We start from the raw sequence: 16,970 nt of genomic DNA on the forward strand, positions 1-16,970 counted from the left end.
ACCTTTGCTTGAGCATCGGTGGTGCGCTGCTGCGTGTCCGGCAGATCGATGAGTCGATGACAAACGGCCAAAGATCGACGCTTGACAAGATTTGGGCGTAAACGTATGTTTCAAACAACTGTTTGACCGCCACAACAAATCAACGCGGTCGTTCATTCCCGGTTACATCAGCAGAGGTTTATCGCTATGCCTGACTACAAGGCCCCCTTGCGTGATATTCGCTTCGTTCGTGACGAACTGCTCGGCTACGAAGCGCACTATCAGAGCCTTCCGGCTTGTGCGGACGCAACTCCGGACATGGTTGACGCCATTCTCGAGGAAGGCGCCAAGTTTTGTGAGCAGGTACTGGCTCCGCTGAACCGCGTGGGTGACACCGAAGGCTGCACCTGGAGCGAGTCCGGCGTTAAAACCCCGACGGGTTTCAAAGAAGCCTACAAGCAATTCGTCGAAGGCGGCTGGCCTAGTCTGGCGCACGATGTAGAGCACGGTGGCCAAGGCCTGCCGGAGTCTCTGGGTCTGGCTGTCAGCGAAATGGTTGGCGAGGCCAACTGGTCGTGGGGCATGTACCCTGGCCTGTCCCATGGCGCAATGAACACCATTTCCGAACACGGCACGCCTGAGCAACAAGACGCGTACCTGACCAAACTGGTATCCGGCGAGTGGACCGGCACCATGTGCCTGACCGAACCGCACTGCGGCACCGACCTGGGCATGCTGCGCACCAAGGCCGAACCTCAGGCCGACGGCTCCTACAAAGTCTCCGGCACCAAGATCTTCATCTCGGCCGGTGAACACGACATGGCCGATAACATCGTCCACATCGTACTGGCCCGCCTGCCGGACGCACCGGCTGGCACCAAAGGCATTTCGCTGTTCATCGTGCCGAAGTTCATGCCGAACGCAGACGGTTCGATCGGCGCACGCAATGCGGTGAGCTGTGGTTCCCTGGAACACAAGATGGGCATCCACGGTAACGCGACTTGCGTGATGAACTTCGACGCGGCCACCGGTTTCCTGATCGGCCCGGCGAACAAAGGCCTGAACTGCATGTTCACCTTTATGAACACCGCACGTCTGGGCACCGCGCTGCAAGGTCTGGCTCACGCCGAGATTGGCTTCCAGGGCGGCCTGAAATACGCGCGTGATCGCCTGCAAATGCGTTCGCTGACTGGCCCGAAAGCGCCGGAAAAGGCCGCCGACCCGATCATCGTTCACCCAGACGTACGTCGCATGCTGTTGACCATGAAGGCATTCGCCGAAGGCAACCGTGCAATGGTTTACTTCACCGCCAAGCAAGTCGACATCGTCAAGTACGGCGTGGATGAAGAAGAGAAGAAGAAAGCCGACGCACTGCTGGCCTTCATGACGCCAATCGCCAAAGCCTTCATGACTGAAGTCGGTTTCGAATCGGCCAACCACGGCGTACAAATCTACGGCGGCCACGGCTTCATCGCCGAGTGGGGCATGGAGCAGAACGTTCGTGACAGCCGCATTTCGATGCTGTACGAAGGCACCACCGGTATCCAGGCCCTCGACCTGCTGGGCCGTAAAGTGCTGATGACCCAAGGCGAGGCCCTGAAAGGCTTCACCAAGATCGTCCACAAGTTCTGCCAGACCAACGAAGGCAACGAAGCCGTTCAGGAATTCGTCGCACCGCTGGCTGCACTGAACAAAGAATGGGGCGAGCTGACCATGAAGGTCGGTATGGCTGCCATGAAGGATCGCGAAGAAGTGGGCGCGGCCTCCGTGGACTACCTGATGTACTCCGGTTACGCCTGCCTGGCCTACTTCTGGGCTGACATGGCGCGTCTGGCTGCCGAGAAACTGGCTACCGGCACTTCCGAAGAGGCGTTCTACACCGCCAAGCTGCAGACTGCGCGCTTCTACTTCCAGCGCATCCTGCCGCGTACCCGCACTCACGTTGCAACCATGCTGTCGGGCGCCAACAACCTGATGGACATGAAAGAAGAGAACTTCGACCTGGGCTACTAAGCCTTAACGCAGTTGCTTCAAAAAAAACCGCTGCTCCTTCGGGAGTGGCGGTTTTTTTTGCGTTGTGTAAACAGTAGGCGCTCGCGAGTAGTGCAACTAAACCTTTGTGTCTAGTTAACTAACTGGGCGCAATTGTTTTCGGTGTCAAATAAGTAAAATAACTTTGTTTGCAATTACGGGGCCAAGGTTCAAGGTCTCGCAGGTACGTGGGCTTTGGCGGTGAGGCCCACTGTGGCTGGGGGATTGGCCCCCGGTAATGGGGGATTTTCACCAAAGTTGAGGCTTGTATAAAAGCTCAGAATTAATTCGTGTTTTTGCTGTTGAAATCTTTTGTAACAGCTACAGTTCGATTAAGCGCCTGCTGCGGTGCCTCCCATAGCGTTTCAACTTCGGCGACGACAAAGTCTAACTTTGCCAGTTGAGTGACGCCTCATGCCCGGCAACTCCATCACTGAATCGGGGTGTCATCATGGTGAACTTGAGCCTTTTTGTTCGAACTGTCCGTCTGCCCTGTGTGATCGTCTGCGGGCTGCTCGTTTTCAGTCTGTCCGCCAAAAATGCTTTCGCGGCGACGGCGGCGGAAGTTGATCTGCCCGTGCCGGAAGTCCCTTCCCTGCAGACGCTGCACGGCATGACACCCCCTGACCCTTCCGGCATCGAAGGCGGGCGCAAAGTCGACCTCATGACTGATTACGTGCTCAATCGCTCGGCGGCGATTCTCCTGGGCAAGGCGCTGTTCTGGGACATGGAGATCGGCAGTGACGGTTCGACGGCGTGTGCCTCCTGCCACTTTCATGCGGGTGTCGATCACCGGATCACCAATCAGATCAACCCGGGCCAGGCCAGCACCCATGCCAACGTTTCGTCGATCTTCAACAAACCGTTTGTAGCCTCCGATATTCCTGGCGACGTCCCTTCTTATGCGACCCTGTCCGCCGGCAAGGGCGGCCCGAACTACACGCTGAAGAAAACCGACTTTCCGACCCACGTGCTGGCCGATCCGTTGGATCGCAACTCGCCGATTGTCTATTCGACCGACGATGTGGTCGGCTCGCAAGGGGTGTTCGACGCCAACTTCGTCAAGCCGAATCAACCGCGCTTCGACAAATGCACACAGCAACCGGACGGCGTGTTCCAGGTCGGCGGTATCAATGTGCGGCGCAGCACCGGACGCAATGCCCCGACGGTGATCAACGCCGCGTTCAACGTGCGCAACTTCTGGGACGGTCGGGCTAACAACGTGTTCAACGGCTTTTCGCCGTTCGGTAATCGCGACCCTGATGCCGGGATTTTCGTCACCAGCGATCGCAGCGGGGTGGCCACCAAAGTTCGGCTGGCCCTCAACGATGCCTCTGCCGCCTCGCAGGCTGTCGGCCCACCGGGTAGCCCTGTGGAGATGTCCTGCGGCGGGCGCACCTTCGCCGACATTGGCCGACGCATGCTCGACACGCTGATGCTCAAGCAGCAGCGGATTTCATCCGCCGACTCTGTGCTCGGCCCGGTTTCCGGTGCCCGCCGCCCGACCTACAGAGAATTGATCAAGGCCGCTTTCCAGCCTCGGCTGTGGAACGCCACACAACAGGTTTCGCTCGGCGGCGCGCCGTACACTCAGATGGAGGCCAACTTCCCGCTGTTCTTCGGACTGGCGATTCAGATGTACGAGTCCACCCTGATCTCCGACCAGGCTCCCGTGGATGCTTATTTGCAAGGCAATCAGCAGGCGATGAATGCGCAGCAGGTCGAGGGCATGAACCTGTTCCTTGGCAAAGGCAAGTGCGTCAATTGTCACGGCGGTGCAGAGCTGACCAACGCTGCCAGCCGCTTGCTGTTCCATCCCCGTGAGCGGATCGAACGGATGCTGATGGCTGACAACCTCACCGCGCTGTACGACAACGGCTTCTACAACACCGGTGTGCGCCCGACGTCGGAAGACCTGGGGCTCGGCGGATCTGATGCATGGGGCAACCCGCTGTCGTTTACTCGCGAATACAACACCCAGTTGCAGGGCATCCATGTGCCGGATCCACTGGACGTGGATGTGTGCACCTTCGAAGCGCTACTGAGCACGGGATTACCCTGCGATTCGACGCTCAAACCTAATGTCGGCTTCCACGATGCGGTGGATGGCGCCTTCAAAACCCCGACGCTGCGCAACATCGCGCTGACCGGGCCGTACTTCCACAACGGCAGCCGCTCGACGCTCAAGCAGGTCGTCGAGTTCTACAACCGCGGTGGCGACCGGCGCGGCTCGGAAGCGAACAACACCAGCGGCTTTGATCATCCGAGTGTGAATCAGCACAACACCTCCAACCTTGATCCGGACATGACCGCCCTGAACCTGACGCCTGATGAAGTGGATGCACTGGTCAAGTTCATGGAAGTCGGGCTGACCGATCCGCGCGTGGCGTGGGAACAGGCGCCTTTCGATCATCCGTCGCTGGTCATTCCACAAGGCCATATTGGTGATGAAAACGCCGTGACGTTGAAGCCCGTCAGTCCAAAAATCACTACCCGACAAGCGGCAGATGCGCTGATTACACTCAAACCGGTCGGTGCGGAAGGGCGCCCGGCTACGGAAGGGCCACTGTTGCCGTTCTACAACGACCTCTGATGGACTGAGGTGACTGGCCGCGCTGTTCGCGGCCAGTCATGCACCCGCTAAAAAAACCTGACATTTCGCTCAGTAAGTCGACGTTTCTGCCGTTACAGTAGGTGGGCACAATGCCATCTATTGTCGTGACGGTCGGAGCTTTACCCTTGCCGCGTTCTTCCGCTGTGCGTTTCAGCCATTTCCTACCGTCGTTACTGCTTTTACTTGCGGGGCTTGCGGCTGCCTACATCAAGGAACTGAACGTATTCTTCACCTCGCTGTTCAACGTCCTGCCGACGTTGGTGCTGTTGCTCGGTGGTGCGTATTGCGCGGTTTACCGACGTCAGCGCGAGCTGTTTCTGATGGTCACGGTGTACATCGCCTACTTTTTGCTCGATACCCAGACCGACTATTACCGCGACAACGGCAAAGTCCGTGAAGACGCCGCCGTGGTTTTCCATCTGTGTTGCCTGTTGCTGCCGCTGTTGTTCGGGGTGTTCGGGGCCTGGCAGGAACGCACGCATTTGTTTCAGGACATGGTGGCGCGCTTCGCGGTATTGCTGGCCGTCGGCAGTGTCGCGTTGGGGCTGGAGCAAAGTTACCCACAGGCCTTGCTGATGTGGCTGTCGGAAATCCGCTGGCCAGCGCTGCATGGCGCCTGGATGAGCCTGATCCAGCTGTCTTATCCGGTGTTCCTCGCGTCGTTCCTGTTGCTGAGCTGGCAATACTGGCGCAACCCGCGACCGTTGCATGCCGCTCAACTGGTGGGTTTGCTCGGGTTGTTCTGGGCGCTGCCGAAAACCTTCATTCTTCCGTTTACCCTCAACATCATGTGCAGTCAGGTGATGCTGATGATTGCCGCGGCGGTCGCCCATGAGGCCTACCAAATGGCCTTCCGCGACGAACTCACCGGTCTGCCGGGCCGGCGCGCCTTGAACGAGCGGATGCAGCGCCTGGGGCGTAATTACGTGCTGGCCATGAGCGACGTCGATCACTTCAAGAAATTCAACGACACTCACGGTCACGATGTCGGCGACCAAGTGCTGCGACTGGTCGCCAGCAAACTGTCGAAAATCGGCGGCGGCGGTAGGGCCTATCGTTACGGCGGTGAGGAATTTGCACTGGTGTTCGCAGGCAAGACGCTCGAAGAGTGCATGCCGCACCTGGAAGTCATCCGCGAATCCATCGCGACCTACAATATTCAGCTGCGCAATCAGGACAACCGGCCTCAGGACGACCAGCAAGGTCGTCAGCGTCGCTCGGGTCCTGGGGCTTCAAGTGTGTCGGTCACGGTCAGCATCGGTGTCGCCGAACGCGTCGAGCAGCGCACCCCTGAAAAGGTGCTCAAGTCGGCGGACGAAGCGCTCTACAGCGCCAAGGGCGCCGGACGAAACTGCGTGGTGGCGTTCGGTCAGACCCGTCGTGGCGCCGTGCGAATGGACGCCGCCGCGGGTTGAGTGATGATGGCGCATTCAGCGTCTGGACTGTGATTGTGAGGCGTGGTGGCCGGCAGTAGGTTTGAAGCCTCTGCTGACGGAGAAACGACCATGCCTGAGTACAAAGCTCCCCTGCGCGACATGCGCTTTCTGATCGACCACGTCTTCGACTTCCACAGCAACTACGCTGCGCTGGGCGCCTCCGAGGCCAGCCCGGACATGATCAACGCCATCCTCGAAGAGGGCGCGAAGTTCTGTGAGAACGTTCTGGCCCCATTGAATCGCAGCGGTGACGAAGAGGGCTGCCATTTCGACAATGGCGTGGTGACAACGCCTACAGGCTTCAAGCAGGCGTTCGCACAATACGTCGAGGGCGGCTGGCATGGTCTGGCGGCGGACCCGGCATACGGCGGCCAGGGCTTGCCGAGTTCGTTGGGTCTGGTGATCAGCGAAATGGTCGGTTCCAGCAACACCTCGTGGGGCATGTACCCGGGCCTGACCCACGGCGCGATGTCGGCGATCCACGCCCACGGCACCGAAGACCAGAAAAACACCTACCTGAGCAAACTCACCGCGGGCCAATGGACCGGTACCATGTGCCTGACCGAAGCCCATTGCGGCACCGACCTGGGCATTATCAAGACCCGCGCCGTGCCTTCAGCCGATGGCAGCTACGCGATCTCCGGCAGCAAGATTTTCATCTCCGCCGGCGAGCACGACATGAGCGACAACATCATTCACCTGGTGCTGGCGAAACTGCCGGACGCGCCGGCGGGCACCCGCGGCATCTCGCTGTTTATCGTGCCTAAATTCCTGCCCGATGCCGAGGGTGAGGCGGGCGAGCGCAATGGCGTTTCCTGCGGTTCGATCGAACACAAGATGGGCATCAAGGCTTCGGCGACGTGCGTCCTGAACTTCGATGGCGCCAAGGGTTTCTTGATCGGGGAGCCGAATAAAGGCCTGAACTGCATGTTCACCATGATGAACCACGCGCGCCTCGGCACCGGGATGCAGGGTTTGTGTCTGGGCGAAGCGAGCTTTCAGGGCGCGATCAAATACGCCAACGACCGCCTGCAAATGCGCTCCCTGACCGGCCCGAAAGCACCGGAGAAAGCCGCCGACCCAATCATCGTCCACCCGGACGTGCGTCGGATGTTGCTCACCATGAAAGCCTTCAACGAGGGCAACCGAGCACTGACTTACTTCACCGCGCAGTTGCTGGACGTGGCGCACCTGAGCGCGGATGAACGCGCTCGCCAGGACGCCGAAGACCTGCTGGCCTTCCTGACGCCGATCTGCAAGGCCTTCATGACTGATACCGGGCTGGAAGTGACCAACCATGGCATGCAGGTGTTTGGCGGGCACGGGTTCATTCGTGAATGGGGCATGGAACAGTTGGTCCGCGACTGCCGGATTGCGCCGATCTACGAAGGCACCAACGGTATCCAGGCGCTGGATTTGCTCGGGCGCAAGGTGCTCGGCAGTCAGGGCAAACTGCTGCGTGGCTTCACCAAAATCGTCCATAAGTTCTGTGCGGCGAACGCCGGGCACCCGCAGCTCGGAAGCTATGTGGCGCAACTCAACACGCTGAATCAGCAGTGGGGCGAGCTGACCACCCAGGTCGGCATGGCCGCGATGAAGAATGCGGACGAAGTCGGCGCGGCATCCGTGGACTACTTGATGTACAGCGGTTACATCATCCTCGGCTACCTGTGGCTGCGCATGGCGCTGGTGGCTCAGACGCAACTCGATTCGGGGAGCGGTGATGCCGATTATTGCCAGGGCAAACTCGCGACCAACGAGTTTTACTTCAAGCGATTGCTGCCACGCACAGCCGCTCATCGGGCCGCCATCGAAGCGGGCAGTGATTGCCTGATGAAATTGCCGGCGGAGTTGTTTGCACTTTAGCCTTTTAGATGAGCAACAAAGAAAGCTCGCGTAACCGCGGGCTTTTTTTATGACCCGATAGTCAATGACCAATCATTACAAAACGGTCATGGGCTGACCCTATGTGTCGTAAAAGTTGTTGGGTTACACTCGGACCCAACGAATGCACCACCCTACGAATCACCTGTTTAGATCTTGCGAGGTTTGCCATGGCTGACTACAAAGCGCCGCTGCGCGATATGCGCTTCGTTCTCAATGAAGTTTTCGAGGTCACCAAACTGTGGGCCGAACTGCCCGCGCTGGCCGAGACCGTTGATGCGGAAACCGTCGAAGCCATTCTTGAAGAAGCCGGCAAAGTCACCAGCAAAAGCATCGCGCCCCTGAGCCGTGCAGCTGACGAAGAAGGTTGCCATTGGGCGGACGGTGCCGTCACCACGCCGGCAGGTTTCCCACAGGCTTATCAGACTTACGCTGAAGGCGGTTGGGTTGGCGTCGGCGGTGATCCGACCTACGGCGGCATGGGCATGCCCAAGGCTGTTTCGGCTCAGGTCGAAGAAATGGTCAACTCCGCCAGCCTATCGTTCGGTCTGTACCCGATGCTGACGGCCGGCGCCTGCCTGTCGATCAACGCCCACGCCAGTGACGAGCTGAAAGCCGCGTACCTGCCGAACATGTACGCCGGCATCTGGGCCGGTTCCATGTGCCTGACCGAGCCACACGCCGGTACTGACCTGGGGATCATCCGCACCAAGGCTGAACCTCAGGCCGACGGTTCCTACAAAGTCAGCGGCACCAAGATCTTCATCACCGGTGGCGAGCACGACCTGACCGAAAACATCATTCACCTGGTGCTGGCCAAACTGCCGGACGCACCGGCTGGTCCGAAAGGCATTTCGCTGTTCCTGGTGCCGAAGTACAGGGTCAATGCCGACGGCAGCCTGGGCGCACGCAACCCGGCGAACTGCGGTTCGATCGAACACAAGATGGGCATCCAGGCGTCCGCGACTTGCGTGATGAACTTCGACGAAGCTGTGGGTTATCTGGTCGGCGAGCCGAACAAAGGCCTGGCGGCGATGTTCACCATGATGAACTACGAGCGTCTGGGTGTCGGTATCCAGGGCCTGGCCACCGGTGAGCGCTCGTACCAGAACGCCGTTGAATACGCTCGCGATCGTCTGCAAAGCCGTTCGCCAACCGGTGCGCAGAACAAAGACAAAGTCGCCGACCCGATCATCGTCCACCCGGACGTGCGTCGTATGCTGCTGACCATGAAAGCCTCGAACGAAGGCGGCCGTGCCTTCTCGACTTACGTCGCCATGCAACTGGACACCGCCAAGTTCAGTGAAGACGCGACCACCCGCAAGCGCGCTGAAGATCTGGTGGCGTTGCTGACCCCAGTGGCCAAGGCGTTCCTGACCGACCTCGGTCTGGAAACCACCGTCCACGGCCAGCAGGTGTTTGGCGGCCACGGTTACATCCGTGAGTGGGGCCAGGAACAATTGGTGCGCGACGTGCGCATCACCCAGATTTACGAAGGCACCAACGGCATCCAGGCGCTGGACCTGGTCGGGCGCAAGATTGTCGGTACCGGCGGGGCTTTCTATAACTTGTTCGCTGACGAGATCCGTCACTTCACCGCGACCGCCAGCGCCGATCTGGCCGAGTTCACCAAGCCGCTGAACGACGCCGTGACCACCCTCGACGAGCTGACTGCGTGGTTGCTCGACCGCGCGAAAAACAATCCGAATGAAATCGGCGCGGCGTCGGTCGAGTACCTGCAAACCTTCGGTTACGTGGCGTACGCCTACATGTGGGCGTTGATGGCCAAAGCCGCGCAGGGTAAAGAAGAGCAGGACGATTTTTACGCCAGCAAGCTGGGCACGGCGCGCTTCTATTTCGCCCGTCTGTTGCCACGCATTCACTCGTTGAGCGCGTCGGTGAAGGCGGGTAGCGAGTCACTGTTTTTGCTGGATGCTGCGCAGTTCTGACAGATGTGACGTCATGTAAGCATTCTCTTACATGACGTGCTGCTGTTTTCCCATAGGCGTAGATTGGATCCACAGCTAATCTACTTCACATGGACGTCGCGCAGGAAGCGCAAAGCAACAACACGGACACGTAGGATTCTGCCAGGACGGCGGAGTGAAATGGATGTCAGGGAAACAGTCTGCAAAGCCCCGCTTCGGCGGGGTTTTCTTTTGCCCGCAGAAAAGTATTCAGCTCAACCCGTCGAGGGTTTTCGAGCTGTTCAAGCGTTCCTCGGGCCCGTTCATCACGTCCTCCAGCAGCGTGCGTAACAAGGCCATCGAGGTCTGTTGCCGCTGTACATCCCGGCAGACCAATCCGACTTTCAGCGGCACCCGCGGCTCAGTCAGCGGTTTCCACAGCAGTTCGTTATTGCCGAGCGCCTTTTGCGAGCGCCCGGGCAGCACAGTCGCCAGCCGGGTATGTGGCAAGCTGTCGAGAATCCCCGCCATGTTGTTCAACTCAGCCTGCACCTGCGGGCGCCTGCCGAGGCTGGCCAGTTGCGTCTGCCAGATCTGTCGCACCTGGAACTCTTCTCCCAGCAACAGCATCGGTAATTCGGCGGCCTGACTCATGGAGACTTTCTTGAATTCGCGCAGCGGGTGATCGGCGGGGATGACCAGGGTCAGCTCATCTTCGTACAGCATCACGCCATGCAACCCTGGCTGACGCGGCGGCAGGTAACTGATGCCGATGTCCAGCGAACCATTAAGCAGTCGTCGCTCGATTTCCAGCCCGGTCAGTTCGTAGATCTGCACCACCAGGTGCGGTTGAGCCTTGCGCACGCGTTCGAGCATCTGCGGCACCAGGCTGGTGTGCACGGTTTGCAGTACACCGATGGCCAATGTGCGTAGCGCCTGTCCCTTGAAATTGCCCAATGCCTCGCGTGCCCGCTGCAGGCCGTCGAGCAATGGCACTGCGTGGTTATACAAGGTGTGAGCGGCCAGGGTGGGCAACAGGCGTTTGCTGCTGCGCTCAAACAGGCTCACATCGAGGTTCTGTTCCAGATGGCGAATCTGCTGGGACAACGCCGGCTGAGAGATTGAAAGCCGCTCGGCGGCCCGGCCGACGTGGCCTTCTTCGTAGACCGCGACGAAATAACGCAGTTGCTTGAAATCCATAAGATGCGCTTATCGAAAATACTCGGAAATCGAAATGGCTCAAGGCCGTGCAAGCGCCTAGTCTAACCGCATTCACAAGGCTTACAGGGCCATAGAACGCGATGAATATCGTTTGCGCCGAAGGTGTTTGCATAGGTAAGGCAAAAAACCTCAATCGAGGTTTTTTTGGATGAATCTGTTCAATTTGCGGCGTAATCCGCCGAGTCTTGATGACCTGGCGGTGGACACTTTCCAGCCATCCCACCGCGACAATCTTTCCAGCGAGTACCTGATGCCCAGCGTCGAGCGGCCGAAACAGATTTTCGTGCGTGGTCAAGGCTCCTGGTTGTGGGACAGCGATGACCGCGCTTACCTGGATTTCACTCAAGGTGGGGGGGCCAACAGCCTGGGGCACAGTCCCTCGGCAGTGGTCCAGGCGATTTCGCAACAGGCTCAATCACTGATCAATCCCGGTTTTGCTGTGCACAATCGCGGCATGCTCAACCTTGCCGGGCGCCTCTGCAGCGCCACTGGCAGCGATCAGGCGTACCTGCTCAACAGTGGCCGCGAAGCGTGTGATGCGGCGATCAAACTGGCGTGTAAGTGGGGCCAACGCTATCGCGGTGGGGCTTCGCGCATCATTATGGTCGGCAACGGCTGCCCAGGCCGTGGTTTCGGAACGCTGGCGGATTTTCACCCCGTTCCCTTCAATGATCTGGCGGCAATGCATGCAGCGGTCGACGCCGGGACCGTAGCCATCATGCTTGAGCCGATCCAGAACGCGGCGGGAGTGATCCCGGCCACCGAGCATTACCTCAAGGGTGTGGAGCGCCTGTGTCGTGAGCTGGGGATTCTGCTGATTCTCGACGAAGTGCAAAGCGGTATCGGGCGTTGCGGCGCCTTACTCGCAGAACAGTCCTACGGCGTTCGGGCAGATATTGTCGTCCTCGGCGAAGGGCTGGGCGGTGGCGTGCCGCTCGCTGCGTTGCTGGCGCGAGGCAAGGCCTGCTGTTTCGAGATCGGCGAATTGAGCGGCACCCATCACGGCAATGCCCTGATGACAGCGGCCGGGCTGGCGGTACTCGACAGCGTGCAGGACAAGGGATTTCTTGAGCATGTCAGGGAAGCCGGGCAGCACCTGAGTGAAGGCCTCGGGCGTCTGGCTCATCGTTATGGCCACGGCGAATTGCGTGGGCAAGGGCTGCTTTGGGGGCTGACGCTGTCGGACGATTCGGCCGACGCCGTGGTCAATGCTGCGCTGTACGAAGGCCTGTTGCTCAGCGCCCCGCAACCCGACTGCCTGCGCTTCACCCCCGCACTGACGGTCAGCAACGCCAACATCGACGAAATGCTTCTGCGCCTGACTCGCGCCTTCTCCCGTGTACGCACCGCGCAATTGCAGTGCCGTAAAGGGATTGCGGTCTGATCAGACCTGTCCCACGCACATTCCAGAACCGTCTCGCGGTAATAACGCATCGCCCCACGTTTGATTCTTTTCGCGTGGGGCGTTTTTTTGTCCGCAAAGCACGGCGAAGTTTTGGCTGAAGGGGGAAGGGACTGAACCCTGACGAACGGCACAGGTCGATTAACTGTAGGGCTCACACGAGCCACTTCCCATCAGGAGCTGCCCCATGGACTTTATTCGAATCATCATCGCCATTCTATTGCCGCCATTGGGTGTGTTTCTGCAAGTCGGATTCGCCGGCGCGTTCTGGCTGAATATTCTGCTGACGTTGTGCGGTTATATCCCGGGGATCGTGCATGCGGTTTATATCATCGCCAAGCGCTGAGGTTTGCTGGGTCAGATAGGCCGCTATCGCGAGCTGGCTCACTCCAACATTGGATCTAAGGTGTACAGAAATCCCTGTGGGAGCGAGCTTGCTCGCGCTGCTAATCAGGCAGTGTCCCCAAGCTCCATCACCCGCCGATAAAACAACCACTCCTGCTCCAGCGCATGCGCCTGATTGCCCGCCTTGCGAAAGCCATGGCGTTCGTCTGCGTAGTAATGCGCTTCAACCAGAATGCCGTTGTCCCGCAGCGCCGTAACCATGTCTCGGGTCTGTTGCGGCACGACCACGGCGTCCAGTTCCCCTTGAAAGAAAATCACCGGCACGCCGATGTTGCTCGCATGCAGCAGCGGCGTGCGCGCGGCATAGCGCTCAGCATCCAGCACCGGATCGCCAATCAGCCAGTCCAGATAATCGCCTTCGAATTTGTGTGTGGCACGCCCCAATGCCACGGGATCGCTGACGCCGTACAAACTGGCGCCGGCGCGGAACACCTTCTGAAACGCCAGCGCACAAAGAGTGGTGTAGCCGCCAGCACTGCCGCCGCGAATGAACGCCTTTCCACCGTCGATCAATCCACGTTCGGCGAGATGGGCGACCACCGCACAGGCGTCTTCAACATCGACGTCGCCCCAACTCAAATGCAGTGCCTGGCGATAAGCCCGACCATAGCCGCTGCTGCCTCGGTAGTTGAGATCGGCCACGGCAAAACCGCGTTGCGCCCAGTATTGAATGCGCGGATCGAGCATCGGGTAGCACGCCGATGTTGGGCCGCCGTGAATGAACACCACCAGCGGCGGCGTTGCATCCCCGTTCATTGCTGGATAGTAGAAACCGTGGGCTTCACCTGAACCGCTCGGGTAGCACAGGGTTTGCGGGACGCTGATCAGCTCGGCGGGTAACGGGGCAATCCCGCCGGCCAGTACCTTGACCTGTCGGCTGTGGCGGTCGATGGCGATCACCGCCGATGAACTGATTGGCGATGCAGCGATGCAATAAATGAACTGCTCATCCAGTGCCAGATGGCGGAAGCGACTGTAGTCACTGGTGAACTCTTCGGTGGTTTCACCGCAAAGACCCAGGCGGCCGAAACCCTGTTCGGTCCAACTGGCCAGGTAGTTGTCTTCACCCAAAGGCAGCCAGGTGCAACCACCGAGTTGCCAGGGCGCCGGCCCATGATCCGCTGCGGCACAGGGCAATGGGCTCAAACCGTCTGCAGACTCCACCCATGGCTGCCAGAAACCGCCACGGTCCGTCAGACAAAGCAGTCGACCACTGTTATCGAATCGAGGCTGTTGCAGTGATTCCTGAACACCCTCGCCAGCCACGCAGCGTGGCGATGCAAACCCGCCATCGCTCTGACGTTCGGCAACCATCAGCCGCGTCGCGGTCCAGGGCTGATCCGGCCGGCTCCACTCGATCCACGCGAGGCGTTGCGAGTCTGGGCTCAGGGTTGGCGCTGCATAGAAGTCGGCACCTTCTGCCAACAGGTGACGCGTGCCGTCCTTCACATCAATCGCCACCAATCGATGCCGGTCGTGGTTCTCTTCAACCGCTAAAACCTGTCCGTTGGCGAATTGCAGGTCACCGAAACGGCATCCGCCTGAGGTCAGCCCTTCGGGCGTTTCACCCTTCAGCGATTGCCGATACAACTGCTGGTCCGCCTCGTTGACGAACACTATCCCGTCATCGGTCAGGCAAAACGCGCCACCGCCATATTCGTACACCCGACTGCGTACGCTGAAACCCGCGGGGGTCAGGCAATGTGCCTGGCCATCGCGCCAATGCCAGATCCGGCAGGCGGCGTCTTCAGGCCGGTATTCGTTCCAGAGCAAGCCATTGCGGCCGACCTGCAACTCGGCAAAATCGACACCGGCAGCGACAGCTTTAGCCGCGCTGAAGGGCTCAGCTTTTTGCGATGAGGCGTGAGTTTCGTTCATTGCGAAAGGCCAGTTGTTCAATGGTCTGGGTCGCGTGCTCGGCTTCTTCGCGGGCCTTGAGGATCACGCCGTGATGTTCGGATTTGCTGCACACCGGGTCGGCATTGCTCGCATCACCCGTGAGCATGAACGCCTGGCAGCGGCAGCCGCCGAAGTCCTTTTCTTTCTCGTCACAGGAACGGCAAGGTTCGGGCATCCAGTCGTAACCGCGAAAGCGATTGAAGCCAAACGAGTCGTACCAGATGTGCTGCATGCTGTGGTCGCGCACGTTGGGAAACTGCACCGGCATCTGCCGGGCACCATGGCAGGGCAGGGCGGTGCCGTCCGGCGTGACCGTCAGAAAGATGCTGCCCCAACCGTTCATGCAGGCTTTCGGCCGCTCTTCGTAATAGTCCGGCGTGACGAAAATCAACTTGCACGGATGCCCTTCGGCTTCGAGCTTGGCGCGATATTCATTGGTGATGCGTTCGGCTCGGACCAGTTGTTCCTTGGTCGGTAAAAGGCCGACCCGGTTGAGCTGCGCCCAACCGTAAAACTGGCAGGTGGCGAGCTCGACGAAGTCCGCCTCAAGGGCGATGCACAGCTCGATGATGCGGTCGATCTTGTCGATGTTGTGCCGATGGGTGACGAAATTCAGCACCATCGGATAGCCATGGGCTTTCACCGCGCGGGCCATTTCCAGCTTCTGCGCAAAGGCTTTTTTCGAGCCGGCCAGCAGGTTGTTCACCTGCTCATCGCTGGCCTGAAAGCTGATCTGGATATGGTCCAGGCCGGCCTTCTTGAAGTCGCTGATTTTCTGTTCGGTCAGGCCGATGCCAGAGGTGATCAGGTTGGTGTAGAAACCCAGCTTGCGCGCCTCGGCAATCAACTCGGCGAGGTCCTGGCGCACCAGCGGTTCACCACCGGAAAAGCCCAACTGCGCCGCGCCCATCTCCCGCGCTTCGCGGAACACCTTGATCCACTGTTCTGTGCTCAGTTCTTTGCCTTGCTCGGCGAAGTCCAGTGGATTGGAGCAGTACGGGCATTGCAGCGGGCAGCGGTAGGTCAGCTCGGCCAGCAACCACAGTGGCAGGCCGATTTCCGGTTTGGGCGGTAACGTGCCTGACGCGGAATCAGACAAGTTCGATCCAGTGCTGAGCACGGGCGACCTCCATGAATTGCTCGATGTCTTCACCGAGCTCGGGCACGCCGGGGAACTGCTTGTCCAGTTCGGCAATGATCGCAGCGACATCGCGTTCGCCGTCGATCAAGCCGCCGATCAGCGCGGCGCTTTCATTGAGTTTGATCATGCCTTCCGGGTACAGCAGCACATGGCCTTTCTGCGCCGGTTCGTACTGGAAACGGTAGCCGGTTCGCCAGGTCGGGGTCTTGCTGCGGTCGAAACTCATAAGGTGATTCCTTTGTGCCAGACCCGTTGTTCGGTCACGCTGTGATACGGCGGGCGTTTCAGTTCGTAGGCCATGCTCATGGCATCGAGCATGCTCCAAAGAATGTCCAGTTTGAACTGGAGAATTTCCAGCATGCGCTCCTGGCCTTCCCGCGTCGTGTAGTGCTGCAAGGTGATCGCCAGACCGTGTTCCACATCGCGACGCGCCTGGCCCAGGCGAGTGCGGAAATACTCGTAGCCGGCCGGGTCGATCCACGGGTAATGCTGTGGCCAACTGTCCAGGCGCGATTGGTGGATCTGCGGTGCGAACAGTTCGGTCAGTGAGCTGCTGGCGGCTTCCTGCCAACTGGCCCGGCGGGCGAAGTTGACGTAGGCATCCACGGCGAAACGCACGCCGGGCAGGACCAGTTCCTGGGAGCGCAACTGATCCGGGTCGAGGCCGACGGCCTGGCCCAGACGCAGCCAGGCTTCGATGCCGCCGTCTTCGCCGGGGGCGCCGTCGTGGTCGAGCAGGCGTTGAATCCACTCGCGACGGATCTCGCGGTCCGGGCAGTTGGCGAGGATCGCGGCGTCTTTCAGGGGAATGTTCACCTGATAGTAGAACCGGTTGGCGACCCAGCCCTGGATCTGCTCACGGGTCGCCCGACCGTCATACATCGCCACGTGGTAGGGGTGATGGATGTGGTAATAGGCGCCTTTGGCGCGCAGGGCGGCCTCGAATTCGGCGGGGGACATTGGGGTGTTGGTCATTGCGGTTCTCCGGGTATGACCGTAGGTGTGTAGCGCTTGTGCCGGCCTCATCGCGAGCAAGCTCGCTCCCACTGGG

Annotated in this window: 12 protein-coding genes; 7 read left to right on the plus strand and 5 right to left on the minus strand. The window is 59.6% G+C overall.

What is annotated here, in order from left to right; translation table 11 throughout:
• Positions 1–186: 186 nt before the first annotated feature.
• From SB725_RS03290 to SB725_RS03310, 5 genes are all read left to right on the plus strand, one after another.
• Entirely contained in the window at positions 187–1,992 is a 1,806-nt protein-coding gene (locus SB725_RS03290; protein WP_027926699.1) for a phenylacyl-CoA dehydrogenase, read from the plus strand.
• A 469-nt stretch (positions 1,993–2,461) separates the two neighbouring features.
• A complete protein-coding gene (locus SB725_RS03295) occupies positions 2,462–4,603 on the plus strand; it encodes a cytochrome-c peroxidase (protein ID WP_410921256.1) in 2,142 nt (713 codons plus the stop codon).
• Between the two features lie 146 nt (positions 4,604–4,749).
• Entirely contained in the window at positions 4,750–6,039 is a 1,290-nt protein-coding gene (locus SB725_RS03300; protein WP_027926701.1) for a GGDEF domain-containing protein, read from the plus strand.
• A gap of 90 nt (positions 6,040–6,129) precedes the next feature.
• On the plus strand, positions 6,130–7,926 hold the full coding sequence (locus SB725_RS03305; RefSeq protein WP_410921257.1) for an acyl-CoA dehydrogenase C-terminal domain-containing protein: 1,797 nt from the start codon (positions 6,130–6,132) through the stop codon (positions 7,924–7,926).
• Between the two features lie 188 nt (positions 7,927–8,114).
• Positions 8,115–9,893, plus strand: coding sequence for an acyl-CoA dehydrogenase C-terminal domain-containing protein (locus tag SB725_RS03310; protein ID WP_059182061.1), 1,779 nt, complete (start codon positions 8,115–8,117; stop codon positions 9,891–9,893).
• 228 nt (positions 9,894–10,121) lie between these two features.
• Here the strand turns inward: SB725_RS03310 and SB725_RS03315 are convergent, their stop codons facing one another.
• The gene (locus tag SB725_RS03315) at positions 10,122–11,051 is read right to left on the minus strand and encodes a LysR family transcriptional regulator (protein WP_410921258.1); all 930 of its coding nucleotides are present in this window, start codon (positions 11,049–11,051) and stop codon (positions 10,122–10,124) included.
• A 169-nt stretch (positions 11,052–11,220) separates the two neighbouring features.
• On the opposite strand from SB725_RS03315, the gene SB725_RS03320 reads away from it, so the two are divergent.
• Together SB725_RS03320 and SB725_RS03325 are read left to right on the plus strand one after the other, a co-directional pair.
• The gene (locus SB725_RS03320; RefSeq protein WP_410921260.1) at positions 11,221–12,456 is read left to right on the plus strand and encodes an aspartate aminotransferase family protein; all 1,236 of its coding nucleotides are present in this window, start codon (positions 11,221–11,223) and stop codon (positions 12,454–12,456) included.
• Between the two features lie 205 nt (positions 12,457–12,661).
• Positions 12,662–12,820 carry a YqaE/Pmp3 family membrane protein gene (locus SB725_RS03325; RefSeq protein ID WP_007904205.1) on the plus strand — a complete coding sequence of 53 codons (159 nt, stop codon included), beginning with the start codon at positions 12,662–12,664 and terminating at the stop codon, positions 12,818–12,820.
• Between the two features lie 104 nt (positions 12,821–12,924).
• Here the strand turns inward: SB725_RS03325 and SB725_RS03330 are convergent, their stop codons facing one another.
• The 4 genes from SB725_RS03330 to pqqC are packed head-to-tail and all read right to left on the minus strand — an operon-like array spanning position 12,925 to position 16,894.
• Positions 12,925–14,757, minus strand: coding sequence for a S9 family peptidase (locus SB725_RS03330; RefSeq protein ID WP_410921261.1), 1,833 nt, complete (start codon positions 14,755–14,757; stop codon positions 12,925–12,927).
• Positions 14,723–15,898, minus strand: a complete 1,176-nt coding sequence (gene pqqE / locus SB725_RS03335) for a pyrroloquinoline quinone biosynthesis protein PqqE (RefSeq protein ID WP_410921262.1) — start codon at positions 15,896–15,898, stop codon at positions 14,723–14,725. Before pqqE ends, SB725_RS03330 begins: the two co-directional genes overlap by 35 nt.
• Positions 15,870–16,145 carry a pyrroloquinoline quinone biosynthesis peptide chaperone PqqD gene (pqqD, locus tag SB725_RS03340; RefSeq protein WP_410921264.1) on the minus strand — a complete coding sequence of 92 codons (276 nt, stop codon included), beginning with the start codon at positions 16,143–16,145 and terminating at the stop codon, positions 15,870–15,872. The genes pqqE and pqqD overlap by 29 nt, the downstream gene beginning before the upstream one ends.
• Positions 16,142–16,894 carry a pyrroloquinoline-quinone synthase PqqC gene (gene pqqC / locus SB725_RS03345; protein WP_027926709.1) on the minus strand — a complete coding sequence of 251 codons (753 nt, stop codon included), beginning with the start codon at positions 16,892–16,894 and terminating at the stop codon, positions 16,142–16,144. Before pqqC ends, pqqD begins: the two co-directional genes overlap by 4 nt.
• Positions 16,895–16,970 lie beyond the last annotated feature (76 nt).

The sequence above is a fragment of the Pseudomonas sp. SIMBA_041 genome (genome assembly GCF_046535095.1).
GTDB lineage: Bacteria > Pseudomonadota > Gammaproteobacteria > Pseudomonadales > Pseudomonadaceae > Aquipseudomonas > Aquipseudomonas mucoides.

Coding starts and splice junctions, on each gene's coding strand:
- SB725_RS03290 (WP_027926699.1), top strand. CDS start 187: ATGCCTGACTACAAGGCCCCCTTGCGTGATATTCGCTTCGTTCGTGAC.
- SB725_RS03295 (WP_410921256.1), top strand. CDS start 2,462: ATGGTGAACTTGAGCCTTTTTGTTCGAACTGTCCGTCTGCCCTGTGTG.
- SB725_RS03305 (WP_410921257.1), top strand. CDS start 6,130: ATGCCTGAGTACAAAGCTCCCCTGCGCGACATGCGCTTTCTGATCGAC.
- SB725_RS03310 (WP_059182061.1), top strand. CDS start 8,115: ATGGCTGACTACAAAGCGCCGCTGCGCGATATGCGCTTCGTTCTCAAT.
- SB725_RS03315 (WP_410921258.1), bottom strand. CDS start 11,051: ATGGATTTCAAGCAACTGCGTTATTTCGTCGCGGTCTACGAAGAAGGC.
- SB725_RS03320 (WP_410921260.1), top strand. CDS start 11,221: ATGAATCTGTTCAATTTGCGGCGTAATCCGCCGAGTCTTGATGACCTG.
- SB725_RS03325 (WP_007904205.1), top strand. CDS start 12,662: ATGGACTTTATTCGAATCATCATCGCCATTCTATTGCCGCCATTGGGT.
- SB725_RS03330 (WP_410921261.1), bottom strand. CDS start 14,757: ATGAACGAAACTCACGCCTCATCGCAAAAAGCTGAGCCCTTCAGCGCG.
- pqqD (WP_410921264.1), bottom strand. CDS start 16,145: ATGAGTTTCGACCGCAGCAAGACCCCGACCTGGCGAACCGGCTACCGT.
- pqqC (WP_027926709.1), bottom strand. CDS start 16,894: ATGACCAACACCCCAATGTCCCCCGCCGAATTCGAGGCCGCCCTGCGC.